Origin of the sequence: Cohnella sp. (genome assembly GCF_041641335.1) — a bacterium.
Lineage (GTDB): Bacteria > Bacillota > Bacilli > Paenibacillales > Paenibacillaceae > Cohnella.
Window position 1 is genome coordinate 1 of sequence record NZ_JBEPYQ010000043.1, and the last position, 26,546, is coordinate 26,546.

The window sequence follows — 26,546 nt, forward strand, 5'->3', positions numbered from 1 at the left end:
ACGACTTGCTCTTTGAATTCTTCGCTGTAATGCTGTCTTTGCTCCCCCATACCGGACACCTCATTTTCTTGTTGTATTCATTATCTGTCTGCTCTTATGAGGTGTCCACTTTTTATTCTAGCTCCAGACAGACCGTTATTCGCCCGCTCTGGGCGAAGCCCCTCGGTTATACGGTCTGGCAGACCGCTATTCGCCCGCTTTGGGCGAAGCCCCTCGGTTTTGCGGTCTGGCAGACCGCTATTCGCCCGCTTTGGGCGAAGCCCCTCGGTTTTACGGTCTGACAGAGCCCATAATCCGCTCCATCGGAAAAAAGCGCTCCATTTACGACAGAAATGTGTCAAACGGGCTTTTAATATAAGAATAGTTCGTCACAATGTGATTTATTTCACAAGAGAAATATGATCGTAGGATTATACTGGGATCATGAAGAGGAAAGGGATGTGATTCCATGGTGAAACTACACGTCGCTATCAATAATATCGAACCGAACGAGGAGATGCGCGATTGGTTGCTCGAATCCTCCGTCGCCCGCGCAAGACAAGAACATGAAGCGTTGAAGGAAGAGCTCAGGAGCATTTACGATCAAGCGTGCAACGTCCGCAACGACCGCGAAGAGAAGAGGCTGAACCGTGAAATCCGGCAACTCCACGATTGCGTCAAGCTGTTCATGAAGCATTGGGCCGCGCACACCAAGTGGGAAGATTCCGAGCTGTACCCGCAAGCGGCTACCTATCTCGGAGCCGAGCCCGACCTGTTCATGCTGATGGAGCAGGAGTACGAGCTGGCCGACCAGTATTTGCGAACGTTCATGCGGTCGCTGGAGAAGGCCGAATACCCGATCGTACGGGAAGAAGCGTGCAAGATGACTTCCTACCTGATCCAGGCTTACGCGGTGCTGAACAATCGCTTTCGGGAAGAGGACGAGATCATGCTGGATTTGACGGACCGTTCCAACGCTTACGGATTCTAGCCTAAGCGGGCAATCCCCATTACGAAGGGAGAGATTTCGATGCCTCATGCGGTCAATTCTCCGCTGTATGCACTGTATATGAGGTACGACCAGTGGAAGGAAGAGCACGACGCGCTGTACGGCAGGCTTCTCGAATTGTGCAAGCTGATGCGGTGGAACCCCGGCAACTTCGACTATCCGTTCTGGGGAACGCACCATCGCAACGTGCATGAGAAGTTCATCCCGTTCATGAACGACTGGCAAGCCCATCTGGCGAAAGAAAAGGAGATCATCTACCCGATCGCCAAGTCCGCCATCTGCGGAGGAAGAATGGGACCGGCGGCGGTGCTCGAGCAAGAGGACGCCATCGCGGGCCAGTTCTACGAAGCGTACTTGGCGGCGGTAAAGGCCGAGGAGTCGCCCGAAGATTGCTTGTCCAGGCTGCTTCAGGTGCTCATGATTATCGCCGAGCATTTCCGGGTAGAGAACGAGACGGTAGTCCCCGCGGCCGAACGCTTGCTGGAAGAAATCGAATACATCGGATCTTAACCAATTTAAGGAGGCAAATGCCATGGCAGCCAAGGAACAAGTTCAGGAAACTTTCGTCGCCGCGCAGAAAGAAGTCAATCTGTTGACGGAGAGAGCTAGGCAGGCCCAGGAGCAATTCATGCAGCTGGATCAGGACGCCGTAGATCGGATCGTTCAGAAAATGGCGCTGGCCGGGCTCGATAAGCATATGCCGCTGGCGAAAATGGCGGTCGAGGAAACCGGGCGCGGCGTATACGAGGACAAAATCACGAAAAACATTTTCGCCACCGAATACATCTACCACAGCATCAAAAAAGAGAAGACGGTCGGCGTCGTCGAAGACAACCCTTACGAGAACTACCGCGTCGTCGCCGAACCGGTCGGCGTCATCGCCGGCATTACGCCGGTGACCAATCCGACGTCCACGACGATGTTCAAGGCGCTGATCGCGGCCAAGACGCGCAACCCGATCATCTTCGCCTTCCACCCGTCGGCGCAGAAATCCAGCCGCGAAGCGGCGAAGACGCTGCTCGAAGCGGCGGTGGCCGAGGGGGCTCCGGAGCACTGCATCCAGTGGATCGATCATCCGTCCGTCGAGGCGACGCAGCAGCTGATGAACCATAAGGACGTGGCGCTCGTGCTTGCGACCGGCGGCTCGGCGATGGTCAAGGCGGCGTACAGCACCGGCAAGCCGGCGCTCGGCGTCGGTCCCGGCAACGTGCCGTGCTTCATCGAGCGGACGGCGGATCTGGATCAGGCGGTCACGGACCTCATCTTATCGAAAACGTTCGACAACGGCATGATCTGCGCTTCGGAGCAGGCGGTCATTCTCGACGAACCGATCTATGCGGCGGCGAAAAAGAAAATGATCCAGCTCGGCTGCTACTTCTTGAACAAGGAAGAGACGGAGAAAGTATCGGGACTGGTTATCAATTCCGAGAAATGCGCGGTGAACGCGGTCATCGTCGGCCAGCCGGCGGCGAAAATCGCGGAGATGGCCGGGGTCGCGGTGCCAGCAGGAACAAAGATACTGGTCGCGGAGTTGGCCGGAGTCGGAGACAAGTACCCGCTGTCGGCGGAGAAGCTGAGCCCCGTGCTCGCCTGCTATAAGGTCAAGAACGCGGAGCAGGGCATCGAGCGGGCTGCGCAGGTCGTCGCCTTCGGCGGCATGGGGCACTCGTCGGTCATCCACTCGAACGATCAGGACGTCATCGCGGCGTTCTCGGCCCGTCTGCAAACCGGCCGCATCATCGTTAACGCTCCTTCGACGCACGGCGCGATCGGCGACATCTACAACACGAACCTGCCGTCGCTGACGCTCGGCTGCGGCTCGTACGGCCACAACTCGACGACGTCGAACGTCACCGCGGTCAACTTGATCAACCTGAAGCGGGTCGCTTACCGCACGCTGAACATGCAGTGGTTCAAGGTGCCGCCGAAAGTGTACTTCGAACGCGGATCGACGCAATATTTGGAGAAAATGCCGGACATTACGCGGGTGATGATCGTCACCGACGCCGCGATGGTCAGCCTCGGCTACGTGGAGAAGGTCGAATACTACTTGCGGAAACGGGCGACGCCGGTCGCGATCGAGGTGTTCTCCGAGGTCGAGCCCGATCCGTCGACGGATACGGTGGAGCGCGGCACGCGGATGATGGCGCAGTTCAAGCCGGACTGCATCATCGCCCTCGGCGGCGGCTCGCCGATGGACGCGGCGAAGGCGATGTGGCTGTTCTACGAATATCCGGACACGAGCTTCGACTCGCTGAAGATGAAGTTCCTCGACATCCGCAAGCGGATCTACAAATATCCGCGGCTCGGCCGCAAAGCGAAGTTCGTCGCCATCCCGACGACTTCGGGCACCGGATCGGAAGTGACGTCGTTCGCCGTCATCACCGACAAGAACAAGGGCAATACGAAATATCCGCTCGCGGACTACGAGCTGACTCCGGACGTCGCGATCATCGACCCGGACTACGTCTACAGCCTGCCGAAGACGGCGGTCGCCGACACCGGCATGGACGTGCTGACGCACGCGATCGAATCGTACGTGTCGGTCATGGCCAACGACTATACGGACGGCTTGGCGCTCAAGGCGATCCAGCTCGTGTTCGAGAACCTGGAGGCCTCGTACCATAAGGCCGATCCGAGAGCGCGCGAGAAAATGCACAACGCCTCGACGATCGCGGGCATGGCGTTCGCCAACGCGTTCCTCGGCATCAACCACAGCTTGGCGCACAAGTGGGGCGGACAATACCATACGGCTCATGGACGCACGAACGCGATTCTGATGCCGCACGTCATCCGCTACAACGCGGAGAAACCGTCGAAGTTCGCTTCGTTCCCGAAATACGACCACTTCGTCGCCGACAAGCGCTACGCCGACATCGCCAGAGTGCTAGGACTGCCGTGCGGCACGACCGAGGAAGGCGTGGCCAGCCTGATCGACGCGATCCGCAGGCTGAACCGCTCCCTCGATATTCCGGAATCGTTCCAGGCGCTCGGCTTCGAACCGAACGACTTCGAGAGCAGAGTCGACTACTTGGCCGACCGGGCGTTCGAGGACCAATGCACGACGGCTAATCCGCGCATGCCGCTCGTTACCGAGCTGGCCGACGTATACCGCAACGCGTTTTACGGAAAATTCGCTTTGTAGACGTCCGACCTTCTCGGTGCCGAAAACCGAACTTTCTGAACACTCACTTTAATCTACTGGGAGGGAACGAACATGGCGATTACGGAGAAGAACTTGAACAGAGCGGCGGCTGCCGCCGCTCCTGCCGACGGCTGGAGAGGATTCCGCTCCGGGCGCTGGCAGCGGCATGTCGACGTGAACGACTTTATCGGGCTGAACCTGACGCCGTATGAAGGAGACGAGTCTTTCCTGGCCGAGCCGACGGAAGCGACGCTTGAGCTGTGGGACACGGTGCTGGAGCTGATGAAGCGGGAGCGGCAGAACGGCGGCGTGCTCGACGTGGATACCGAGACGGTGTCCACGATCGTCTCGCACGGTCCCGGCTACATCAAGCGCGAACTGGAAAAGGTTGTCGGCCTGCAGACGGACGCTCCGCTTAAGCGATCGATTCAGCCGTTCGGCGGCATCCGCATGGTCGACGACGCCTGCAAAGCCTATGGCTACGAGCTGCCGGAAGCGACGCGCAGGCTGTTCACCGACATTCGCAAGACGCACAACCAGGGCGTATTCGACGCCTACACGACCGAGATGAAACTGGCGCGCAAAGCCGGCATCATTACCGGACTGCCGGACGCGTACGGACGCGGACGCATTATCGGGGATTACCGGAGAGTCGCTTTGTACGGCGTTGACCGGCTGATCGAAGCGAAGAAGGAGGACCTGCTGCAGCTCGAGACGGATGTCATCGCCGAAGACGTCATCCGCGCGAGGGAGGAGCTGTCCGAGCAAATCCGCTCCCTCGCCGAACTGAAGACGATGGCCGCTTCCTACGGCTTTGACGTCTCCCGTCCGGCGGCCAACGCCCTTGAAGCGGTGCAGTGGCTGTACTTCGCTTACCTGGCGGCGATTAAGGAGCAGAACGGGGCGGCGATGAGCCTGGGCCGCGTATCCAGCTTCCTCGACGTCTACATCGAGCGGGACAAACGGGAAGGCACGCTGACCGAGGCGGAGGCGCAGGAGCTGATCGACCACCTCGTCATGAAGCTGCGGATGGTCAAGTTCCTCCGCACACCCGACTACAACGAGCTGTTCAGCGGCGACCCGACCTGGGTGACCGAGTCGATCGGCGGCATGGGCAACGACGGGCGCACGCGGGTGACGCGCAACTCGTTCCGCTTCCTGCACACGCTGTACAACCTCGGGCCGGCGCCCGAACCGAACTTGACGGTACTCTGGTCGACGCGTCTGCCGGAAGGCTTCAAAAACTACTGCGCCAAAGTGTCCGTGGACACGAGCTCGATCCAGTACGAGAACGACGACCTGATGCGGCCGGAATTCGGCGACGACTACGGCATCGCCTGCTGCGTGTCCGCGATGCGGATCGGCAAGCAAATGCAGTTTTTCGGAGCCCGCGCCAATCTGGGCAAGACGCTTCTGTATGCGATCAACGGCGGAAAGGACGAGAAGCTCGGCATCCAGGTCGGCCCCGCGCTTGCCCCGATGTCGGGAGATACGCTCGAATACGGGGAAGTGATGGAACGCTTCGACCGCGTGATGGATTGGCTGGCGAGATTGTACATGAATACGCTGAACGTCATTCACTACATGCACGACAAATACTGCTACGAACGCATCGAGATGGCGCTGCACGACCGCGAGATTTTGCGGACGATGGCTTGCGGCATCGCCGGATTGTCGGTCGTCGCCGATTCGCTTAGCGCCATCAAGCACGCCAAGGTAAAGCCGATCCGTAACGAGCAGGGGCTGGCCGTCGACTTCGAGATCGAAGGCGAATACCCGCAATACGGCAACAACGACGCCCGGGTGGACGACATCGCCGTCGCGGTGACCGAGTCGTTCATGAACAAGCTGCGCAAGCATCCCACTTACCGGAACGCGCTGCCGACGATGTCGGTGCTGACGATTACGTCGAACGTCGTCTACGGCAAGAAGACGGGCAGCACGCCGGACGGGCGCAAGGCGGGAGAGCCGTTCGCTCCGGGCGCCAACCCGATGCACGGACGGGATCGCAAAGGCGCGCTCGCCTCGCTCGGCTCGGTAGCCAAGCTGCCTTACGCCAGCTGCCTCGACGGCATCTCGAACACGTTCTCGATCGTTCCGAAGGCGCTCGGCCGCGAGGCCGACACGAGAGTGCGCAACCTCGTCTCGATGCTGGACGGCTACGCCGCAAGCAAAGGGCATCATCTGAACGTCAACGTGTTCAACCGGGAGCAGCTGCTGGACGCAATGGAGCATCCGGAGAACTATCCGCAGCTGACGATCCGCGTCTCGGGCTACGCGGTCAACTTCATCAAGCTGACCCGCGAGCAGCAGCTCGACGTGCTGAACCGCACGTTCCACGGATCGGTGTAACATCGGTCAGTCGTCGGTCGGTCGACAAGCAAGAGAGAGGGAGGCGGAGAACATGATGCATACGGGGAGAATCCACTCTCTTGAAACGTTCGGGACGGTGGACGGGCCGGGAATCCGGTTCGTCCTGTTCCTCCAAGGCTGCGCGCTGCAGTGCCGCTACTGCCACAATCCGGATTCGTGGGATACGCAGGCCGGCGAGCTGCGGAGCGTGGACGATATTTTGCGGGAGATCGAGCCTTACGTCGAGTATTATCGCCTTTCCGGCGGGGGCATTACGGTGACGGGAGGCGAGCCGACGCTGCAGGCGCCGTTCGTGGCCGAGCTGTTCCGGGCTTGCAAGGAAAGATGGGGGCTGCATACCGCTCTCGATTCTTCCGGCTTCTGCGAGCCGAGCCATGCCCAGGCTTTGCTGGACGCAACCGATCTCGTCCTGCTCGACCTGAAGCGCATGGACCGCGACGCGCATCGCGAGCTGACGAGTCAGCCCAACGATCGCATTCTGAGATTCGCCAAGCATTTGTCCGCCCGGGGGACGAAAATGTGGATCAGAAGAGTGCTCATTCCCGGATGGACCGACGGCGCGGACGAATTGCTGGAGCTGGGCCGCTTCATCGGCGGGCTGGAAGGCGTGGAGAAGGTCGAGGTGTTGCCGTACCACCGGATGGGCGTGTACAAGTGGCATCAGCTCGGCAAAGCGTATCCGCTGGAAGGCGTAATGGAGCCGGGGCCCGAGGAAGTGGCTCGCGCCGGGCGGCTGATCGGACAGGGAGTAGAGGAGGGGAAGCGGGAATTAACTCTCATGGTTAATACGTAAAAGCGCCCAAAAACCGTCGTGCCAGCGAATCGCGCTGTCCGACGGTTTTGCGCTTATCATCCGCCGCAAGCGGGTTACACCGTGATCACGACGTTTCCTTTTTTTCGGCCTTTATCCACGTACGCATGCGCCTCTGCCATACGTTCGAGCGGATAACGCCGATCGATCACCGCTTTTATTTTCCCCGACTCATAGAGCTCCTTCAGCAGCAGCAAATCCTCCGGAAGCTCCTTGGCGACGCCTTGGCCTTCGACCGTAATGAATTTGCCGTTCTTGGCCAGCACCTTCTTGCAAGCCGACCTGGTCGTTTTTCCGACCGCGTCGAAAACCACGTCGTACCGTTCCCGCGTCCCGGTGAAATCCTCTTGGGTATAATCGACGACCTTATCGGCTCCGAGAGACTTCACGAGTTCCGCGTTAGCGCCGCTGCATACGCCCGTAACCTCTGCTCCGAGCGCTTTGGCCAGCAGTACCGCAGACGTCCCTACGGATCCGGAAGCTCCGTAGACGAGCGCTTTCTGCCCGCCTCGAAGACGCGCTTTCCGGAAAAAGTGCAGCGCCGTCGTCCCTCCGAACGAAAGGGCGACAGCCTCCTCGTAAGTCGCGTTGGACGGCATGGGGGCGACGACTCCGGTTTCTCTCACGCACGCGTACTCTGCATATGCGCCCATCTTGAACCCCGTCATCGCGAACACCGAATCCCCCGGCTTGAATCGCTTGACGTTTCGACCGACCGCTTCGACCTCCCCAGCCAGCTCGACGCCGAGAATCGGATTTCTCGGTTTTCGCACGCCGAGAACGAGCCGCATGGGAAGCCAAAAGAGAAGCGGGCTTCTGAAGCCGCGAATGCGGCAATCTCCCGATGTGACCGTGGTCGCGCGAACCCTGATCAGCAGCTCGTCGGGCTTGGGCGCCGGCTTAGGGGCTTCTTTAAGCTCCAGAACATCCGGAGATCCGTATTTTCCGCATATGATCGCTCTCACGAAAAAGCCTCCTAAACGATGCTTATGCGATCATCATACAGGGAGAGCTCCCGGCCGAACAGATACTTAAGTACGGTTATTCGAAGAGGCGAATGCGTCTACGTCAACAAGCTGGACGACATCGATCTGAATTGTAAAAAGGAGCCCGAAGAAGCATGGCGGCGAAAGCCGCCCGGCTCTTTCGGGCTTTTGTCTTTACAGCTTAAACGCGATCTCCAGGTCGCGGATTTGCTCTGTACCGATATGCGCGATGTCTCCGAGGCAGCCGGCTGACAGGATCGCTTTGGCGCTGTATTCGGCGACTTCGAGCCGGTCGAAGGCGTTGAGCAGGTTCTGGCCGGTGACGATGACGCAGTTGTTCTCCACGATGGCAATCGGGGTATCTTTCGTGAAACGGGCCGCGGTGCCTTCCGTGTCGCGATAGACGGCGTCGAAGGGCAGCTTGGGCGTCTGCCGCATCAAAATGTAGCTTTCCGGAATCGTCCGCGAGTCCAACGAGCGATCGGTCACGGCGAAAGCCATCACGTTGGGCGGATGGGCGATAATGACGCTGTCGATGTGCGGGTGCAGCTCGTAGATGCGCCGGTGCAGATGAACGGAACGGCTCGGCGTCTTGCCGGCTTCGGCGGCTCCGCCTTCGACGCGCACGAGATCTTCCGGCTCCAGGTATTTGCGGTCGGCCCCGTATGGCGTGATGACGAACGAACCGTCGGCGAGCCTGTGGGAGAAGGTGCCCTGCGTGCTCGTGAACAGGCGCTGGTCGTAGGAGCGCTTGATGAGCGTGCACATGTCCCGGCGAATGGCAAGCTCTTCCGTTCCATACGATCCCGGGACGAACTCGCCAAGCTCCGGTTCGCCGCCGCCTTCGACGGCGCGGAATTGTTCGTCCGACAGCAGCGCCGGAGCGCCGATTCTGCGGGCGTTGATCTCCAGACGCGCGCAGAAATCGAGCGTCTCGAAGCGTTGGAACGCTTGGAACAAGTCCGTTCCCCCGACGACGACGCCGTGGTTTTCCAGCATCACCGAATCGATGCCGCGCTTGAATACGGCCGCGATGTTCTCGCCCAGCTCGCGGCTGCCCGGGAGCGCGTATTCCGCCATGCCGATTTCGCCGCAAATTTGCCGCTCATTAGGGAGCAGCCGCGTATCGGGAATGCGTCTGACGATGCTGAAGGAGACGAGAGCGGGAGGGTGCGCGTGCACGACCGCGCGCAGGTCCGGCCGCGCATCGTAGATGAGCCGGTGGAACGGAAACTCGCTCGAAGGGCGATGATGACCGACGACCGTTCCATCCGGTTTAACGCATACGATGTCGCTTCGCGTCAGAGCGCCTTTATCGATGCCTGCCGGCGTAATCCATATTTGATTTTGTTCGTCCAGGATCGACAGATTGCCCCCGGAGGTCGTCGTCATGCCGTACCCGTATATCCGGTCCATCATAAGAAGTATTTGATCCGCGGGATGAAGCAGATCGCATCGCATGCCAAGCTCCTCCTTGTGTAACGTGTGTTTTCTTCCCTAATGTACCATACAATCGGATTTCCGACTGTTAAGAAAGTCATAATCCCGCGCATCGTTCGAAAATTCGCCCAAAAGTGAGCAACACTACAGAAATCCGGACAAAGCGGGAATATACTATAAGCAACAAAGAGGAGGGGATCCGCATGACCTACCATCACGTACTGGCCGCTTACGATGGATCCAAGGCGTCGAACAAGGCGCTCAGCCACGCCGTCAAGCTCGTCGAAAGCCGTCCGGGCAGCAAGCTTACCGTCGCCCACGTCTCCGCGAGACCGCCGTACGCTTTCGCGGGATTCGGGATGGTGATGCCGAGCGGTTACGAGGAACGGATGAAGGAATACCAGGACGGCATGGTTCGTCAAGCAGAGGAGGCGATTAAGGGGCTGCCTTATGCGAAAGCGGTCGTTCTCGATGGCGCGCCGTCCGCGGCCATCCTGGAGTATGCCAAGGAATACTGCTGCGATCTGATCGTCATCGGCAACAGGGGGCTTGGACCGATCCGGGAGTGGATGCTCGGCAGCGTCAGCCACTCCGTCGTCCAGCAAGCCCAAATTCCGGTGCTGGTCGTGAAATGACGGCGCGGCATAGGAAAAAGAGTCCGTAACGAGTACGGACTCCGGGACGGCGTCTGTTCGGCTCACCGCCAGGATCTCGGATAGTAGCAGCAGAAGCTTTCTCCGGAGAATACTAGAGTATATGAGGGACCCGTCCGCATCGCTTGTACCCTAGGCCGACCCGGAGAAAAATGGAGGAATGCATAGCTGCGTCATGCGATTGAGGTCGGAGGCGGAGATGATCCGTTCCGCGACAAAGCCGCCCGGAGGCGGCTGAGAAACTTGCGTCTATCTCTTTCGTTCGATCAGAATCGTTAGACTGACTAGAGTGACGAATACAGTCGCGCCCATATCGGACAGGATGGCGAACCACAGCGTAAGCCATCCGGGCAGGGTGAGCAGCAGCGCGGCCAGCTTTAACCCGAGCGAGACCGCGATGTTGAACCGGATCGTCCGATTGACGCGCTTGGCCGTGCGGATCGCCTCCGGCAGTTTCCCGAGATGGTCCTGCATGAGCACGACGTCGGCGGTTTCGATGGCGCTGTCCGTTCCTTTGCCCATTGCGATGCCCAGACTCGCGGACGCGAGCGCCGGAGCGTCGTTGATGCCGTCCCCGATCATGCCCACGATCCCTTCCTCGGAGAGGCGTTTGACCTTCGCGACTTTCTCCTCCGGCAGCAGATTGCCGTATGCTTCGTCTACCCCGACCGCCTTGGCGACTTTCTCCGCGGTCTTCGCATGGTCGCCGGTCAGCATGACGGCGCGCCGGATGCCTTGGCGTCGCAGAGCGGAGAGGACGGAGGCGCTCTCCTCGCGGATTTCGTCGGCGATGCCGAACAGACCCAAGACGGAGGCGCGGTCGGCGACGAGCACAATAGTGAGTCCGTCTTGCTTGTAACTATCGATCTCCTCGCGTACAGGCGCGGGAATGTCGAAATGCTCGACGATATTCTCGTTGCCGAGCCAGTACGTCTCGCCTTCGCATTCGGCGACGGCTCCGCGGCCGGGAACCGCCCGCGCATCGGCCGCTTCGGGAATCGCCGCGCCGGCCCGTTCGACCTCTTTCATGATCGCCTTGGCCAGCGGATGGGAGGACGACTTCTCGATGGCTCCGGCGACGGAGAGGAAGCGCTCCTGGTCGTACGCGGTCATTCTCTCGACATGCGGCTCGCCCTTGGTCAGCGTTCCGGTCTTGTCGAACGCCAGCGTATCCAGCTTGCCGAGCTGCTCGAGATGAACGCCACCTTTGACGAGAATGCCGTTGCGGGCGCTGCGCGCGATGCCGGACAGGATGGCGATCGGGGAAGAGAGAATAAGGGCGCAAGGACAGCCTACGATCAAGACGGCCAACCCTTGATACAGCCATTTCGTCCAATCCCCGTCCAGCAGCAGCGGAGGAACGAGGACGACAAGCGCTGCAACGATCATGATGAGCGGCGTATAATATTTGGCGAAACGGTCGATGAACAGCTCGGTCGGCGTTTTCGTCTCCTGCGCTTCCTCGACGAGGTGCAGAATGCGGGCGAGAGAGGAATCTTTGTACGCCTTGCCGATGCGCACGCGAATGACGCCTTCGTTGTTGATGCTTCCTCCGAACACATGATCGCCTTCGGCTTTCTCCAACGGCAGCGATTCGCCGGTAATGGCCGCCTCGTTCACCGAGCTTCTCCCGAAGACGACCGCACCGTCCGAGGGGATCTTCTCGCCGGGCTTGACGACGACCGTATCGCCGGCCTGCAGCGCCGCGATCGGCACGATCGTCTCCGCGCCGTCTTCCAGCTTGGTCGCCTGTTTCGGCGCGACGCTGAGAAGACGTTCCATGGATCGCCGGGCTTTCTCCATGCCGAGCCCTTCGAGCAGCTCGTTGACGCCGAACAGAATGGCGACGAGCGTCGCTTCCTTCCATTCGCCGATCGAGACGGCGCCGACGAGCGCGACCGTCATCAGCGTATCGATGTTGAATTTGAGCCGGAGCAGGTTTCTGGCGCCTTTGATGAAAGTGGCGTATCCGCTGAGCGCCGCGGCGATCAAATAGAACGAGACGGCGACGAAGAATGGGACCCGGCCGTCCATGACCAGCGCGGCGACGTAGATCGCGGCGGAAACGGCCAATTGGACGATCATCCGCTTGTTGCCGTGAGCGTGGGAATGATCGTGTTCGTGAGCTTCGGCGCGGTTATGTTCATTAGCATCGCTTGCCTCATGTTCGCGGCTATGCCCGTGTCCGTGACTAGGGTTATGACCGTGCTCGTCGCTATGTCCATGAGAATGCGCGTGGCTATTCTCGCCGGCCATTCCGCTTACGGATTGCGCCGCGTCAGCCGCAGCTTCGACAAGATAAGCCCGGTCGCTCTTCAGAATCTGCCTCACGCGATCGAGCTGCACCCGTTCGTCGAGCTTAAGCTTGCCGCTTGCGAAGCTCAGCGTGGCCGACTTTCCGTGATCCAACCGCCTTATTTCCTCTTCAAGCGTCCGGGCGCAATTCCCGCACGACAGCCCCTGAACCCGGTATTCGATCATGGCGATCCTCTCCCGCTGATAAATGAATACTTGCTCATATAATAATCAAATGCAAGCGACAAAACAAGTCGAATCGCCCAAAATGTTCAAGAACGTTTGCCGTCGGATCGGAACGCGCCCGTTGCCAGACAACGAGCGGAATCGCGATGCCGAACGTCATGCCATAGTAATACGCCGATCGACAGCAAGGTCATGAACAGGAACATGCTTCCGCTGACGATGGCGCTTCCGGCCAGCAGCGATTTCCACTTTCGCACATTGCCGGCGTAAGGCGCGAGGAAGAGCAGAAAAGCGGTCTCGACGTAAGGAAATGCGAGCAAGGTTATCGAAGCATGCACCGGCGGCTTGACGACATCGGCCATCATGAGGAAGTATGGTATTTCGACAGGCGTCTCGGGCAATTCATGGAGAAACGACCCGGCATTCGTGATAGGATAGGGAGGATAACATTGACGAGGTGATGGCGGTGACGTCCGTTCGATGGATTACGGTATGATGCAGCCTATAGCGGAAGTCAGATCTCCGCACAACGACATTGCAATCTATGAAACGACGCAATTGGACGGGGAGACGGGCAAGTTCAGATGCATGCGCTTCGCCGACGAAGATGTGCAAGGAGCAATGGATTTAAGAAACCGGCAGCGCATCGTGCTGGGCTACCAGCAAGCGCTCGTTCGCTTGCTGGAGCGTCGCGATCCCTCGTTCCGGAGTCTGTTCGTGATCGGGCACGGCATCGGTTCGATTGCGGGGTATTTTCGCTGCAAAACGGTCAAGGTGGCGGAGATCGACGAGATGGTCGTGGAGCTGAGCAAACGTTACTTCGATTACGGGGACGACAACGTCGCGATCGGAGACGGGCGCCGTCTGCTCGGGGAGGAGCCTGCCCGGTCCCTGGATTATATTGTTCTGGACGCTTTTACGAGCAAGGGCACGCCTGCGCATTTTACGACGGAGCAGTTTTTTCGGCTTGCTGCCGATAAGCTCCGCCCGGAAGGAGCGCTCGTTATGAACATGATGGGAAGGCCGCGAGACGACAGGCTGACGGAAGCGATCGGCACGACTCTTCGGCGGGCGTTCGCCGACGTGCGCTGTTATTCGCTCCCCGCGGAACGGAATCGGGACAGGCGGAACATGATCTTCTGCGCCAGCGACGCCGCAGCCGAATTCGGGGACGCGGGGGCCGGCCTCGCCGAAGTCGAATTGGCGGAAGGGCAAGTCATCCGGGACGGCTTGGCCGGGTGAACGTGATACTTTCGCACGATTTGTGATAATTAGCCACCCAATGCGCCGCGGGTCGTAGACCGCCTCTATCCGGATTGGATACAATGTTTCCATTGTTTTCAACTTATAGAGGGATACGGGGGATGAAGATGGAGTCGACGCCAGCGGGATGGATTAAGCAGGAGGGGGCCGTGCATGCGGCACCGGAAGAGGTAGGGCTCGATTCGAGGCAGTTGCGCAAGCTGGACGCGCATTACGAGGAACTGATCGGGCAGGGCTTGCTTCAGGGAGGCGGCCACTTGGTGGCGCGCAACGGCAAGATCGCCGCATGGTCGACGGCAGGACGATTAAACGGGGTGACGGGCGAAGGGGACTTGCTGCCCGATTCGATCCGGAAGCTGAGCTCGCTGACGAAGGCTTTTACGACGGTCGCCGTCGTCAAGCTGATCGAGGACGGCAAGCTGGACCTGGATCAGCCGGTCGCGGCGGTGCTCGAAGAATTCAACAACGGCACCCACCGGGATATCTCGCTGTTTCACCTGCTTACGCATACTTCCGGCATTCAGCCGGTTCCGGGCTACTACAATGAGCCGTATCCGCGCGGCTGGTACGATCCCGGAAGCTCCAAGAGCTGGATCGTCCAGGCGTTGACGGGGCTGCCCACGTGCAAGCCCGGCGAAGCTTACAACTACACGTCGACCGGTTACGCGCTGCTCGGAGAAATCGTATCCCGCGTATCCGGCGAGCCGTTCGAGGATTACGTGATGAACCGGATCGCGCAGCCGCTCGGCCTGGAGCGCACCTGGTTCGACGTTCCGGCGGAGCTGCGCTCCCAAGTATGCGTCGTCGATCAATACGACGCCGATTCGCTCGACCGTCCGGCCGACTATTCGCAGGGCATTCCCCGAGCGGCCAGCGGCCTGCATTCGACGCTGTACGACCTGTGGAAATTCGGCCAGATGCTGCTGAACGGAGGCACGTTCGAAGGCCGGAGAATTCTCGGGCGCAAGTCGGTCGAGCTTCTCACGCGCAGACAGCTGTTCCAGGTGCCCGCTTATCACTGGGGCGGCCAGATCAAAGACAAGGGCCACGCGCTCGGCTTCGACTTGGCGATTCACTCGGCCTCCTATGAATCGCAAGGCACCTATCAGCTGGAAGGCGCGGGTCGGATCGGACTGTTCGTCGATCCCGCGGAGAACATGGTCGTCGTTCTGCTGGTGCCGTCGGTGCATTCCTGGGTTCCGCGGTCGGTTCTCGGCACGCGGCAGATCATCTGGTCCAGCCTGATTTGAAAATTTTGCGTTCGCTATGGAAGGGAGGGGATTCGGTTTTAGAAATGCAGCCAATCGGTTGACCGGGCGCGCCTTTCCGCCTTTGTCGTGGTGAAGCGGCAACGAATGCGACAAACGACGAAAGGCGAGTGAACGGATATGCGCATTGCAACGGATAGATTGATCGTGCGCCCCTTCGAGCCGGCGGATTGGCTGGAAGTGCTGGGGTATGCTTCGGACGAAGAGACGATGTTTTATATGCCGGAAGGAGTGTTCGACGAAGCGGCGGCCAAACGTTTCGTTCGCGACAACGAAGGGCCGGAAGCCCGCAACTTCGCGATGGAGCTGAAGGACGGGGGAAGGCTCGCGGGACATCTCGTCTTCCATCCCTGGTTCGGGGATCACACCTACGAGATCGGATGGGTGACGGCGCCCGGCTTGCAGCGCCGGGGTCTTGCGACGGAAGCGGCGCGGGCCGCGCTGCGGTTCGGCTTCGAGGAATTGAGGCTGCATCGCGTCATCGCGACGTGCCAGCCCGAGAACGCGCCGTCGAGCCGGGTCATGGAGAAGCTCGGAATGCGGCGGGAGGGCTTGTTCAAGCAGTGCATCCCGAGGGGCGGCGGCGTATGGTGGGACGAATACGTCTACGCCGTCCTGGCCGAAGAATGGAAGTAACCTGAATAACGTCGGAGAGCGCCCGGATTCCCGGGACCGCTTTCCGACGTTTATTGTCGTTGCCGTTACGAACCGGCATGCTTCTTGAGGGCGATGACGGCGTTATGGCCGCCGAAGCCGAACGAGTTGGAGAGACCGACGCTCAGCTCGGCCCGTCTGGCTTCGTTCGGCACGCAGTCCAGATCGCAATCGGGATCGGGCGTCTCGTAGTTGATCGTCGGCGGAATGAGGCCGATCTCCAGGCTCTTGACGAGCGCGATCGCCTCGACCGCGCTGGAAGCTCCGAGCAGATGGCCGGTCATCGATTTGTTCGCGGTCACCGGAACGCGGTAGGCTTGCTCGCCGAACAGCCGCTTGATCGCCAGCGTCTCCGAGCGGTCTCCGATCTCCGTGCTCGTCGCGTGGGCGCTGATGACGTCGACCTGTTCCGGCCGCAGATCGGCTTCCGCAAGCGCCGCTCTCATCGCCCGGTAAGCCCCGTCGCCTTCGGGATGCGTCGCCACCATATGGTACGCGTCCGAGCTGGCGCCGTAGCCGAGCACTTCGGCATAAATCCGTGCGCCGCGCTTCCTTGCATGTGTCAACGATTCCAGAATGACGATGCCCGCTCCCTCGGCCATGACGAAGCCGTCTCTGTCCGCGTCGAACGGGCGGCTGGCCCGGGCCGGTTCGTCGTTGCGCGAGGAGAGGGCGGTCGCGTTGCCGAAGCTGGCGAGCGCGATGTCGGTCAGGGCCGCTTCCGCTCCGCCGGCGATGACAACGTCGGCGCCTCCGCCGCGGATAAGCCGGAACGCTTCTCCGATCGACGTATTGCCGATCGAGCAGGCTGTCACCGGCGACACGGTCGGGCCGAGCGCGCCGAACTTCATGCTGATCAGGGCCGCGGCCATGTTGGAGATGATCATTGGCACGAGCGTAGGGCTGATTCGTTCCGGGCCGCGGTCGCGCAGCACCGCGGCCTGGTCCAGCAGCGTCTGCAATCCGCCTACTCCGGAGCCTACGTAGACGCCGAGCCGTTCCCCGTCGATCTGCCCCGAATGCAGCCCCGCATCCTCCCATGCCTCGCCGGCCGCGGCCATCGCGAACTGGCAGAAGCGGTCCATCCGTCGCGCCTCCTTGCGCCCGAACAGCGCTTCCGCGTCGAAGCCGCGAACCGATCCCGCGATCTTGGTCTTGAACCGGGCGGTGTCGAACGCTTCGATGCGGGACACCCCGGATTCCCCGCGGGCCAACCGTTCCCAGAAGCTTTCCACCGAATTGCCCAGCGGCGAAATGACGCCCATTCCGGTAATGACGACTTGTTCCATGCCGACTCCACTCCTTGTTCGTTACGAAGTACGTCCAGCATCTCATTTCACATATCCTATTACAAGTTGTCATTTATACTCGTATAATGAATACTACGATAACGGGTATCGAGATTACAGTTACCGCGGTAAGATTATATCGCATAGCGAACCGGGGGGAATGAGCGATGAATCATGAAGCGAGGTTGCTCGCTTTGTCGGCCTTTCTTAAGGCGAAAAGGGCGAAGATCTCGCCGGAATCGGCGGGGTTCGGCACGGGAAGCCGGAGAAGAACGCCGGGACTGCGCAGGGAGGAGGTCGCCCAGCTGGCGGGAGTCAGCCTGACCTGGTATACGTGGTTGGAGCAAGGAAGGGATATTCGCGTGTCGGCCTCCGTGCTGGAGTGCATCGCGTCGGCGCTGCAGCTTAGCGTGGACGAGCGCAAGTACTTGTATTCCCTGGCGCTGGAATCGGCTCCGGCAACGGCGCTGAAGGAGGAACTGCCTGAGATCAGCCCGTCGCTCAGGCGGATATTGCAAGAGCTGACCTACTGCCCGACGATTATAACGGACAGGCGGCATGCGATCGTCGGCTGGAACGAAGCCGCTGCTCATGTTTTCCTCGACTTCGAGCGGATTCCGCCCGAAGAGCGCAACATGATCCGGCTGCTGTTCGCCAGGAAGGAGCTGCGCAGGCTCGCCGTGAACTGGGAGCATTTTACGAAAGGTTTTCTGGCCATCTTCCGCGCTTATTACGGACAGTACGTCGAAGATCATTGGTACGACCGTTTTCTTGGAGAAATGAAGGCGGCACATCCCGAATTCGAAGCGCTGTGGGAGGACAGCGAAGTCCAGTCCGCCCCGGAGGTGCTGATCGAGTTCCGGCACGCCAAAGTCGGCAAGATGCTGTTCCACCTGACGTCGCTGCAGGTTCAGGGCAGCGTCGACCTGCGATGCAGCATCTACACGCCGGCTCCGGAATCGACGACCGAAAACAAGCTGAAGCGACTGATCGGAGGCGGAGCGACCGCCGGGGAGTAACGGGAGCCGGGATGCCCCGCAAGCAGAGTCGTGCAAGATTATCGAAGAAGAGAGAAGTACACAACGCTCCCTCATCGATAATCACGTCCCAATTCTGAATCGTTGCGCAACCTCATAGGGTAGAGAAGGACAGGCGAAGCCGCCGAATCTTCCGACAGGATGGGATGCCGCATGGATACGCTGCGTTTACAAGTGACGGGAATGACGTGCGCCGCATGCTCGGCCCGCATCGAGAAAGGGCTTGGCCGGATGGGCGGCGTTCGCAGCGCGACCGTCAACATGGCAACGGCGCAAGCGTTCTTACAGTACGATCCCGCGGTGACGAGCGAGGCGGATATCCGGCGGAAAATCGAGCAGCTCGGCTACGGCGCCGCGGAGCATGTCGATTCCCCCCAGAAGGCGCACGAAGCGGAAGTACGTCTCCTCCGGGGCAAGCTGCTAGTCGCCGTTGCCGTGTCGCTTCCTCTTTTCTGGGCGATGTTTGCCCATCTTCCGTTCATATCGTCTTTCGTATGGATACCCGAACTGCTCTTCCAGCCTTATTTGCAATGGGGACTCGCGACGGTGCTGCAATTTTACGTGGGCTACTCCTTCTACAGAGGCGCTTACCAAGCGTTAAAGCAAAGAAGCTCCAATATGGACACGCTTGTCGTGCTGAGCACTTCCGTCGCTTACTTTTACAGTCATTACAAGCTGATGCGTTACCCGGGGACGGTCTCGCACGACCAGCTCTATTTCGACGCGATCGCGATGATCTTGACCGTCGTTCTGCTCGGGAAGCTGTTGGAGGCCAAAGCCAAGGGGCGGGCGCTCAAGGACCTGAACGAGCTGTACGGCTTGCAAATCCGTTTCGTGCGCGTCGTCCGGGACCAGGGGGAGGAATGGATTCCGGCAAGCGAGCTGCGCCGGGGAGAGCAGGTCGTCGTGGCGGCCGGGGAATGGATTTCGACCGACGGGCGCATCGCTTCGGGCGCGGCCGAGATCGACGAGTCGCTGCTGACGGGAGAGAGCGTCCCCGCTCTGAGGCAGGCGGGCGACTACGCCTATAGCGGAACGCGCTGCCTGAACGGCTCCTTGCGGATTCGGGCAGAGTGCGACGCCGGGGAGACGCGATTGTCGCGCATGATCGCGATGGTGGAGGAGGCGCAGAGTCTTAAACCGACGATCGCGCGCAAGGTGGACAGGGCGGCCGCGGTGTTCGTGCCGGTCATGGCGCTGTGCGCGACGGCGACGTATGCGGGCTGGGCCTGGGCGGGCGGCGCTTCGTCATCGGACGAGGCGATCCGGTACGCGCTGGCCGTGCTGCTCATCGCCTGCCCGTGCGCGCTTGGCCTTGCGGCGCCGGTATCGATCGTGATCGCCACGGCGCAAGCCGCCAAACGGGGTATTCTGTTCAAGCACGGGAGCGCGATGGAGACGCTGGCGAAGGCGGACCGGATTTTGTTCGACAAAACCGGCACGCTGACCGAAGGCAAGCCGCGGCTGATCTCGGTGCGCTCCGTTCGTCATCCGAACGCCTATCTGCTGAAAATGGCCGCCGCCGTCGAGCGGAATTCCGCGCATCCGCTCGCCCAGGCGATCGTCCGGGAGGCGGAACGTCTGCGCGTGCTTGTTCCAGGCGCGTCGGACGTGCGGGAAGTGCCTGGCGGAGGGGTAGAAGGGCGGGCGGAAGACCGGCATGTCCGCATCGGCCATCCCGCATGGACGCTGGAGGGCGAGCGCAAGCTCGAACGCCCGGCGGCTCCGAAGCATGGGGCGGCCAGACCGGGCGAGACGGTGCTGTACGCGATGATCGACGGCCGCTTCGAAGGCGCGTTCACGTTCGCCGACGCGCTCCGGGACGAGGCGCCGGAAGTCGTGCGCCGGCTGGGAGCGACAGCTTCTCTCGGCATGGTAACCGGCGACCAGCCGGAGCCCGCGAACGCGATCGCCCGCCAAGCGGGCATCGGCGACGTCCGGGCCGCGTGTTCGCCGGATCGCAAGGCGGCGATCGTCGAGGAGGCGCGCCGCGGCGGCAAAGTCGTCGCCTTCGTCGGCGACGGCAACAATGACGCGGCCGCGCTCACGACGGCGGACATCGGAGTCGCGATGGGCGGCGGGGCGGGTGCCGCGATGCAGACCGGCGACGTCGTGCTGACGCGCGACCGGCTGTCGGGCCTTGCGGACGCGATCTCCATCAGCAGGGCGGCCTTGCGGAACATCCGCCAAAACATCGGCTTCGCGATCGCTTACAATACGGCGGCCGTGCCGCTTGCCGCGCTCGGCTATCTCGACCCGCGGATCGCCTGCGCGGGGATGGCCGCGAGCTCGCTGCTCGTCGTCGCCAACGCGCTGCGGCTCCAGCGCTCGGCGAGCTTCGGAGGGCGCGCGTGATGTTCGCGCAGAGCCTGCTGCTCGCGGCCGCAGCCGGACTGATGGGCGCGCCGCATTGCCTGATCATGTGCGGCGGCATTACGTCCTCGTTCGCGCTGAATGCGCCCGGGAATCCGCTGAAAGCCGCGGCTGCCTACCATGCGGGCAGAATTACGACGTACGCCGTCGCGGGCGCGTTCATGGGGCTGGCCGGCTCTTTCCTGAACGCGGCCGGAACGTTCGTCGGCCTGCAAAGCATCGCGAGCATGGCCGGCGGGGCGCTGATCATCGCCTGGACGTACTGGCGGTATACGCTGCCTTTCCCGCACGGCTTGGCCCCGTTCGGCAAGAAGGCGAACCGGATGCATGCGGCGGGCCAACGGGGAGACCGGTGGCTGGGAACTTACGCCTCGGGCCTGCTGCTCGGTTTTCTTCCGTGCGGCTTAACCTACGCGATGCTGATGAACGCCGCCGCTTCCGGGGCCTGGGCGGAGGGGGCGGCGCTGCTGCTCGCATTCGGATGGGCAACTTTGCCGGTGTTCGTCCTGCTTGCGCTGTTCTCCGGCAAGCTGGGCAGAGGCCGCAAGAGGGCGATGCGAGTCGCCGGAACCGCTCTGGCCTATACGATGGGGGCACTGGCGATCCTCAAAGGAATGGCCGCCAACGGCTGGATTCCTAGCGTGCATCCGTGGCTCTGGTGACAATTGACGATTAACGACATTAACTATATGGCCTTAAAGGGATGGGCCGCCCTCACCGAATCGCCGTCCGAGGAGACGGCGATTTCCGCTTCCCACTTGCCCGCCATCACGGGGATCGCCAGCAGCTCGTATTGGCCCGGCGAGACTGCCCGCGCCTCCGCCGGAATTCTCCCGCAGAACATGCCCGGCATGACGAGGTAGGCTTCGATGCTGGCCTGCTCGACCGGGTTTCCTTCTTCATCCCGCAGCGTCAGCCGAATGACGTTTTCCTCCATGACCGCCGCTCCGCTTCGTTCGGATCGGACCTCCAGCCGCAGCGTCGAACCGCTTGCCGAAGTGTCCGTTCCTTCTCCTCCGGCGCTTCCCCCGCTTATCCGCCCGCAGCCCCCGACGATCAGCAAGCCGACGGAACAGGCCAAGGCGATGAGCTTTTTGGACATTTTACCCCTTCCTTCTCAGTCCGTTCGTTCTTTATTCACGCTTATGCGCAGTTGTCACAATTATGTCAACGGATGTAGCCCTAACGAGTTATGTCAACGTTCGGATATCGGGCTAGAATAGGGAGGAAGTATTCGACAGGATAGGAGCGATCCGGATGACCAAAAAGAGACGTGGATTGCTGGTGTTGGTCGTGCTGGCGGCGATGGGCTTGTCCGCGTGCTCGTCCGCGAAGCCTGGAGATCAAGATCCAAGAGACGTGAAAGTGGAGCTCAGGACGGACCCGGCGCAAGCGCAAGCGGGAGCGGACGTCAAGCTGATCGCGACCGTGACGGGACTGGTGGACGAGAAAAACACGATCGTGCAGTACGAGATCCGCAAAGCGGACCACAGCGGTTTGCCCGAGCTGCTGGAGAACGTCGAGCGGGAGAGCGGGGGAACGTACTTCGCCGGCTACAAGTTTGCTGAGAGCGCGGCTTACGACGTGTACATCCACATCTATAACGGCGAACTGCACATTACGAAGAAAAAACCGGTGGAAGTGGGGCCATGAGTTTCCTGACTCGAAAGGCGGGCACGGAAAGACCGCGCCGTCGGAAGAGACAAGGCTATCCGGGAGAACAAGGCAGCTCAGGCGGGTGGCGAGGCCTGCGGGGAGCTGTAGGCAGGCTGCTGCTCGCCGGGCTGACGCTTGCGGCGGTCGGCTCGTCCGGGACGGCCGCTGCGGAGCCTTCGCTGGCGGCGACCGCGCTGCAGCCGATCGTCGACGCGGCCAAGCCGGGCAGCGAAATCGTGCTCCCGGCGGGAAGCTATTCCGGCCCCGCGGTCGTCGACAAGCCGCTGACGATCCGGGGAGAGGAAGGAGCGACGGTGTATGGCACGGAGGGGAAGACCGTCCTGACCGTCCGAGCGGACCAGACGACGGTGCGCGGGATCAAGATCGTCAGCGACGGAACGAACGATGTTGCCGCCATCGCCGTGGAAGCGGACGATGTCGTCGTCGAGCGGACGACGATCGAGTCGTCCGGCCTCGGCATCTCGCTTCGCGATGCCCATAGGGCGACGGTCGCCGGCAATGCCGTCTACCCGGCGGCGGACACGGCCGGCTCCGCCTCGGGTCCGGCGGCGCGCACCGGCAACGGCATCGACCTCTACGATTCGCACGATGCGGCGATCAGAGACAACGAAGTCCATGGCATGAAGGACGGCATTTACTTGGAGAAGAGCCATCGCGCGGTTATCGAAGCGAACCGGATCTACCGGTCGCGGTACGGCATTCACTGCATGTACACCGATGGCACATTGATCAAAGGCAACGAAGGAAAGTTCAACGTGACCGGAGCGATGGTGATGGGCGTCAGGGACGCCGTCGTGACGGACAATTCGTTCCGCAAGCAGAGCGAGAACGTCCATTCCCAAGGCCTTCTTCTGTTCGACGTCCAGACTTCGCGGATCGAGCGCAACACGTTCGAAGGCAACCGGGTCGGCATCTACATGGAGCTTTCCTCGAACAATCGGCTGGAAGACAACGACGTGCTGAGAAACTTCGTCGGCGTTCAGTTTCTGGAGTCGTCCGATAACGCCTTCTCGGGCAACGTCTTTCTCGCCAACGTCATCGAAGCGCAGGCGACGGACAGCGCCGGCAATCGGCTCGCCCACAACTATTGGGACGCCGCTCAGGCGCTGGACAAGGACGGGGACGGACTCAGCGACCTGCGCTATGCCATCAACCCGTTTTTCGAACGGGCGGCCGATCGTACGCCTGCGTATCAGTTGTTTTTTCAATCGCCGGGCATGACGTTCCTCAGCGGTCTGTTTACAGCCGACGCGGGCGAATGGTCCTTCGATTCCGCGCCGCTGATGAATATGCCGAAGGACACGGGGGCTCTAACGGAAGCATCGAACGGAAAACCGCGGGACGGAGGCGAAGCCGCCGTCGGGGCGATCGGCGCGGCGCTTGCGCTCGGAGCGATTTTAACCATCTACTTGGGGGTAAGGAAATGAAAAAACGGATGATGATTAGTGTGCTGGTTCTGGCCGTCGCGTTGCTCGCGGGCTGTGGAGGGAAGAAATACGAGGCGGTGCCGATCAACGAAGACGTCGACGTCTGCGCGATCTGCAAAATGCAGGTCAAGGACGACGCCTACGCGACGCAGCTGACGACGAAAGACGGCAAAACGTACAAATTCGACGACATCGGCTGCATGAACGAATGGAAGAGCAAAAACGGCACGGATAACATCGGCATGGATTACGTACGGGATTACAACGACAAGGAATGGATCGAGTTCGCGTCGGCGACCTACGTGTACGACGCTTCTCTCCGCACGCCGATGGCTTACGGGATCGTCAGCTTCAAGGACAAGAAGTCGGCCGAGGCGTTCATCGCCGAGCAAGGCGTCGGACAGCTGATGAGCGCGAAGGAGTTGGCCGGCCATTCCTGGGCGCAAAATAAGCAAGGCATGGAGATGGACATGGAGCACGGTCACGAGGCCGAAGGCGGCATGGACGGGCACGGCGAAGGAGAAGAGAAGACGGAATCGACGCAGCACGCGGGGATGTAACCGATGGCGGACATGCTGCAAGTCGCCGCGCGAGAAATCCGGATCGGGTTCCGCAACCCGTGGTCCTACTCCTTCATGGCGTTGTTTTCCGTCTTCAGCTTGAGCCTGCTGCTCATGAACGCCAGAGGCGTCGTGGACGGCTACTCCGGAACGACCGGCTCGATGATCAGCTTGATTCTGTATTTGCTGCCGCTGATGACGCTGTTTCTCGGATCGTTCTCGCTGACGGCGGAGAAGGAAGAAGGGAGCTGGCAGCTGCTCTCGACGTATCCGCTCGGCACGGTTTCCTACATCGCGGGCAAATACGCGGGCTTGTCGGTCGTGCTGCTGACGATCGTCGCCTTCGGCTACGGTTTGATGGGGGCGGTCGGTCTGGCCGCCGGAGCCGGCTTCGCGCTGCAAACGTATCTGCTGTTTCTCGCTTTCTCCGCCGGGCTCGTACTTTTGTTCCTGGCGGTCGCGATGATCGTCGGCTCGTTGTCCCGCAACCGGTGGCAGGCGATGACGATCAGCGTCGCGCTCTGGTTCTTCCTCGTGATCGGCTGGTCGACGATTCTGATCGCGCTGCTGGGAAGTCTGCCCTACGTCTGGATCAAGCCGGCGCTCGTCTTTCTGACGTTCTTCAATCCGGCCGAGCTCGTCCGTCTGTTCGTCGTCGTCAAGCTCGGCGGAGGCGCGGTGCTCGGTCCGGAGTACTACGATTGGGTGCAATGGGTGCAAGGCTCGGCCGGAACGCTCGTCTTCCTGGGAGGTTGCGCGGCGATGCTCGGCTTGTCCGGAGCGCTTGTATGCTGGATTTGGGAGAGGAGGCGACAGCATGGCTGAACCGCTGCTCGTCGCGGACGGCATTTCCAAGACGATCAAGAAGCAGGTTTTGGTCGAGTCGATCGACGTAAAGTTGGGCAAGGGAGAAGTGTTGGCTCTGTGCGGAGGCAACGGCGCGGGCAAGAGCACGATTCTCCGAATGATCGCCGGCATTATGCGGCCCAGCGGCGGCAGCGTCCGCGTGAACGGCTGGGACTGGACCCGCGACCGCTCGCAGTACGCCAAGCAGCTCGGATATATGCCGGACGATTATTCGTTCAGCCCGGGACTGACGGCGATGGAGGCGTTGAGCTTCTGGGCGGCGCTTCGGGGCGTCGGCAAAGAACGCGTGCTGGAAGCGCTGGAGCTGGTCGGGTTGGAGCAGAAGCGGAGCGGCAAGGTGCAAACGTTCTCCAAAGGGATGCGGCAGCGCCTGCTGTTCGCTCAGGCGATTCTGGCCGAACCGCCGCTGCTGCTGATGGACGAGCCGACCAACGGCTTGGACCCTTACTGGATGGACGAGTTCGTGCGCCTGCTGGGCGAGCTGAAACGGCGCGGCCACGCGGTCGTCTTCAGCACGCACCAGTTGCAGACGGCCGAGGAGATCGCGGATCGGGTCGTCTTCCTGATCGACGGCCGCAAATGCGGAGAAGGCTCGGTTGAATCGTACCGGCAGCTTCACGGAAAGCATCCTTTGCACGCGGCGTTTCGGGAGGCGCTCGGATGAAGCGGGAATCGACGTACCGGGGACCTCTGACCGGGATTATCGGGCTGCTGGCGCTGGCCGCCGTACTGGCCATTGCTTTCCCCGCTTTTCGTTCGGATTCCGAGGGCAAGGGCGGACTGTCGGCAGGTATGGAGGCTCCGCCGATCGAAGGCGTGGATACGTCCGGGGCGCAGGTGGACTTGCATCAGATGCGGGGACTGCCGGTCGTCGTCAATTTCTGGGCGTCGTGGTGCCAGCCGTGCGTGAAGGAGATGCCTCTGATCGACGAAGTGTACCGCAGCGCCTCCGATCGGTTCAAGCTGATCTCTATCAACGTCGGCGATACGAAAGGAACGGTGAACGAGTTTTTGGCGGAGCACGGCATATCGTTCCCGGTGCTGATCGACGCAGCCGGGAAAGCGGCCGAGCGTTACCGCGTATCCGCGCTTCCCGCCACGTTCGCGATCGACGCGGAAGGGCGCATCAGCCATGCGGGCGTCGGACAGCTGACCGATGCGGAGCAAATGTACTCGCTTATCCGATCCTCGAAGTAATTTCTTCTCGAAGTAATGGAGTCGAAGCGAATAATCGCGCTAATCATGTCCATGCTC

Annotated in this window: 24 protein-coding genes and 1 pseudogene; 19 read left to right on the forward strand and 6 right to left on the reverse strand. The window is 61.0% G+C overall.

Annotated elements, in window-relative coordinates; translation table 11 throughout:
- The 6 genes and pseudogenes from ACESLM_RS15395 to pflA form a co-directional block, all read left to right on the forward strand.
- Positions 1–281: hypothetical protein (locus ACESLM_RS15395; RefSeq protein ID WP_372632464.1), on the forward strand; the 281-nt coding region annotated here is incomplete at its 5' end.
- A 167-nt stretch (positions 282–448) separates the two neighbouring features.
- Positions 449–970: a hemerythrin domain-containing protein gene (locus ACESLM_RS15400; RefSeq protein ID WP_372632465.1), complete on the forward strand. Its 522-nt coding sequence runs from the start codon at positions 449–451 to the stop codon at positions 968–970.
- A gap of 78 nt (positions 971–1,048) precedes the next feature.
- Positions 1,049–1,498, forward strand: coding sequence for a hemerythrin domain-containing protein (locus tag ACESLM_RS15405; protein WP_372632505.1), 450 nt, complete (start codon positions 1,049–1,051; stop codon positions 1,496–1,498).
- Positions 1,479–4,133 (forward strand): annotated as a pseudogene (gene adhE / locus ACESLM_RS15410) (bifunctional acetaldehyde-CoA/alcohol dehydrogenase); the annotation flags it as partial. The gene ACESLM_RS15405 and the pseudogene adhE, both read left to right, overlap by 20 nt.
- 72 nt (positions 4,134–4,205) lie before the next feature.
- A complete protein-coding gene (gene pflB, locus ACESLM_RS15415; RefSeq protein WP_372632466.1) occupies positions 4,206–6,485 on the forward strand; it encodes a formate C-acetyltransferase in 2,280 nt (759 codons plus the stop codon).
- Between the two features lie 55 nt (positions 6,486–6,540).
- On the forward strand, positions 6,541–7,299 hold the full coding sequence (gene pflA, locus ACESLM_RS15420; protein WP_372632507.1) for a pyruvate formate-lyase-activating protein: 759 nt from the start codon (positions 6,541–6,543) through the stop codon (positions 7,297–7,299).
- A 74-nt stretch (positions 7,300–7,373) separates the two neighbouring features.
- Here pflA and ACESLM_RS15425 read toward each other — a convergent pair whose 3' ends face one another.
- Positions 7,374–8,282 (reverse strand): NAD(P)-dependent alcohol dehydrogenase, encoded by a 909-nt coding sequence (locus tag ACESLM_RS15425; protein WP_372632467.1) that lies wholly within the window; start codon positions 8,280–8,282, stop codon positions 7,374–7,376.
- Positions 8,283–8,477: 195 nt separating this feature from the next.
- Positions 8,478–9,764, reverse strand: a complete 1,287-nt coding sequence (locus ACESLM_RS15430) for a class II aldolase/adducin family protein (protein ID WP_372632468.1) — start codon at positions 9,762–9,764, stop codon at positions 8,478–8,480.
- Positions 9,765–9,946: 182 nt separating this feature from the next.
- On the opposite strand from ACESLM_RS15430, the gene ACESLM_RS15435 reads away from it, so the two are divergent.
- Positions 9,947–10,378 (forward strand): universal stress protein, encoded by a 432-nt coding sequence (locus ACESLM_RS15435; RefSeq protein ID WP_372632469.1) that lies wholly within the window; start codon positions 9,947–9,949, stop codon positions 10,376–10,378.
- Positions 10,379–10,645: 267 nt separating this feature from the next.
- Here the strand turns inward: ACESLM_RS15435 and ACESLM_RS15440 are convergent, their stop codons facing one another.
- Positions 10,646–12,877: a heavy metal translocating P-type ATPase gene (locus ACESLM_RS15440; protein ID WP_372632470.1), complete on the reverse strand. Its 2,232-nt coding sequence runs from the start codon at positions 12,875–12,877 to the stop codon at positions 10,646–10,648.
- A gap of 86 nt (positions 12,878–12,963) precedes the next feature.
- On the reverse strand, positions 12,964–13,242 hold the full coding sequence (locus tag ACESLM_RS15445; protein WP_372632471.1) for a hypothetical protein: 279 nt from the start codon (positions 13,240–13,242) through the stop codon (positions 12,964–12,966).
- A gap of 115 nt (positions 13,243–13,357) precedes the next feature.
- On the opposite strand from ACESLM_RS15445, the gene ACESLM_RS15450 reads away from it, so the two are divergent.
- The 3 genes from ACESLM_RS15450 (at position 13,358) to ACESLM_RS15460 (ending at position 16,044) form a co-directional block, all read left to right on the forward strand.
- Positions 13,358–14,119 (forward strand): spermidine synthase, encoded by a 762-nt coding sequence (locus ACESLM_RS15450; protein WP_372632472.1) that lies wholly within the window; start codon positions 13,358–13,360, stop codon positions 14,117–14,119.
- Positions 14,120–14,247: 128 nt separating this feature from the next.
- Positions 14,248–15,390 carry a serine hydrolase domain-containing protein gene (locus tag ACESLM_RS15455; RefSeq protein ID WP_372632473.1) on the forward strand — a complete coding sequence of 381 codons (1,143 nt, stop codon included), beginning with the start codon at positions 14,248–14,250 and terminating at the stop codon, positions 15,388–15,390.
- Between the two features lie 138 nt (positions 15,391–15,528).
- A complete protein-coding gene (locus tag ACESLM_RS15460; RefSeq protein WP_372632474.1) occupies positions 15,529–16,044 on the forward strand; it encodes a GNAT family N-acetyltransferase in 516 nt (171 codons plus the stop codon).
- Positions 16,045–16,109: 65 nt separating this feature from the next.
- Here the strand turns inward: ACESLM_RS15460 and fabF are convergent, their stop codons facing one another.
- Positions 16,110–17,351 carry a beta-ketoacyl-ACP synthase II gene (gene fabF, locus ACESLM_RS15465; protein ID WP_372632475.1) on the reverse strand — a complete coding sequence of 414 codons (1,242 nt, stop codon included), beginning with the start codon at positions 17,349–17,351 and terminating at the stop codon, positions 16,110–16,112.
- A 167-nt stretch (positions 17,352–17,518) separates the two neighbouring features.
- On the opposite strand from fabF, the gene ACESLM_RS15470 reads away from it, so the two are divergent.
- From ACESLM_RS15470 to ACESLM_RS15480, 3 genes are all read left to right on the forward strand, one after another.
- Positions 17,519–18,370 carry a helix-turn-helix transcriptional regulator gene (locus tag ACESLM_RS15470; protein ID WP_372632476.1) on the forward strand — a complete coding sequence of 284 codons (852 nt, stop codon included), beginning with the start codon at positions 17,519–17,521 and terminating at the stop codon, positions 18,368–18,370.
- 171 nt (positions 18,371–18,541) lie between these two features.
- On the forward strand, positions 18,542–20,743 hold the full coding sequence (locus ACESLM_RS15475; RefSeq protein WP_372632477.1) for a heavy metal translocating P-type ATPase: 2,202 nt from the start codon (positions 18,542–18,544) through the stop codon (positions 20,741–20,743).
- On the forward strand, positions 20,743–21,423 hold the full coding sequence (locus tag ACESLM_RS15480; RefSeq protein ID WP_372632478.1) for a sulfite exporter TauE/SafE family protein: 681 nt from the start codon (positions 20,743–20,745) through the stop codon (positions 21,421–21,423). The genes ACESLM_RS15475 and ACESLM_RS15480 overlap by 1 nt, the downstream gene beginning before the upstream one ends.
- A 23-nt stretch (positions 21,424–21,446) precedes the next feature.
- Here the strand turns inward: ACESLM_RS15480 and ACESLM_RS15485 are convergent, their stop codons facing one another.
- Positions 21,447–21,863: a FixH family protein gene (locus ACESLM_RS15485; protein WP_372632479.1), complete on the reverse strand. Its 417-nt coding sequence runs from the start codon at positions 21,861–21,863 to the stop codon at positions 21,447–21,449.
- A gap of 155 nt (positions 21,864–22,018) precedes the next feature.
- Between ACESLM_RS15485 and ACESLM_RS15490 the strand changes: the two genes are divergently transcribed.
- From ACESLM_RS15490 to ACESLM_RS15515, 6 genes are read left to right on the forward strand one after another with little or no spacing between them, the layout of a single operon-like run.
- On the forward strand, positions 22,019–22,414 hold the full coding sequence (locus tag ACESLM_RS15490) for a hypothetical protein (RefSeq protein ID WP_372632480.1): 396 nt from the start codon (positions 22,019–22,021) through the stop codon (positions 22,412–22,414).
- Positions 22,411–23,865, forward strand: coding sequence for a right-handed parallel beta-helix repeat-containing protein (locus ACESLM_RS15495; RefSeq protein WP_372632481.1), 1,455 nt, complete (start codon positions 22,411–22,413; stop codon positions 23,863–23,865). Before ACESLM_RS15490 ends, ACESLM_RS15495 begins: the two co-directional genes overlap by 4 nt.
- On the forward strand, positions 23,862–24,425 hold the full coding sequence (locus ACESLM_RS15500; protein WP_372632482.1) for a nitrous oxide reductase accessory protein NosL: 564 nt from the start codon (positions 23,862–23,864) through the stop codon (positions 24,423–24,425). Before ACESLM_RS15495 ends, ACESLM_RS15500 begins: the two co-directional genes overlap by 4 nt.
- A gap of 3 nt (positions 24,426–24,428) precedes the next feature.
- Positions 24,429–25,250, forward strand: a complete 822-nt coding sequence (locus ACESLM_RS15505; RefSeq protein ID WP_372632483.1) for an ABC transporter permease — start codon at positions 24,429–24,431, stop codon at positions 25,248–25,250.
- Positions 25,243–25,956 carry an ABC transporter ATP-binding protein gene (locus ACESLM_RS15510; RefSeq protein ID WP_372632484.1) on the forward strand — a complete coding sequence of 238 codons (714 nt, stop codon included), beginning with the start codon at positions 25,243–25,245 and terminating at the stop codon, positions 25,954–25,956. Before ACESLM_RS15505 ends, ACESLM_RS15510 begins: the two co-directional genes overlap by 8 nt.
- Positions 25,953–26,489: a TlpA family protein disulfide reductase gene (locus tag ACESLM_RS15515; protein ID WP_372632485.1), complete on the forward strand. Its 537-nt coding sequence runs from the start codon at positions 25,953–25,955 to the stop codon at positions 26,487–26,489. The genes ACESLM_RS15510 and ACESLM_RS15515 overlap by 4 nt, the downstream gene beginning before the upstream one ends.
- Positions 26,490–26,546 lie beyond the last annotated feature (57 nt).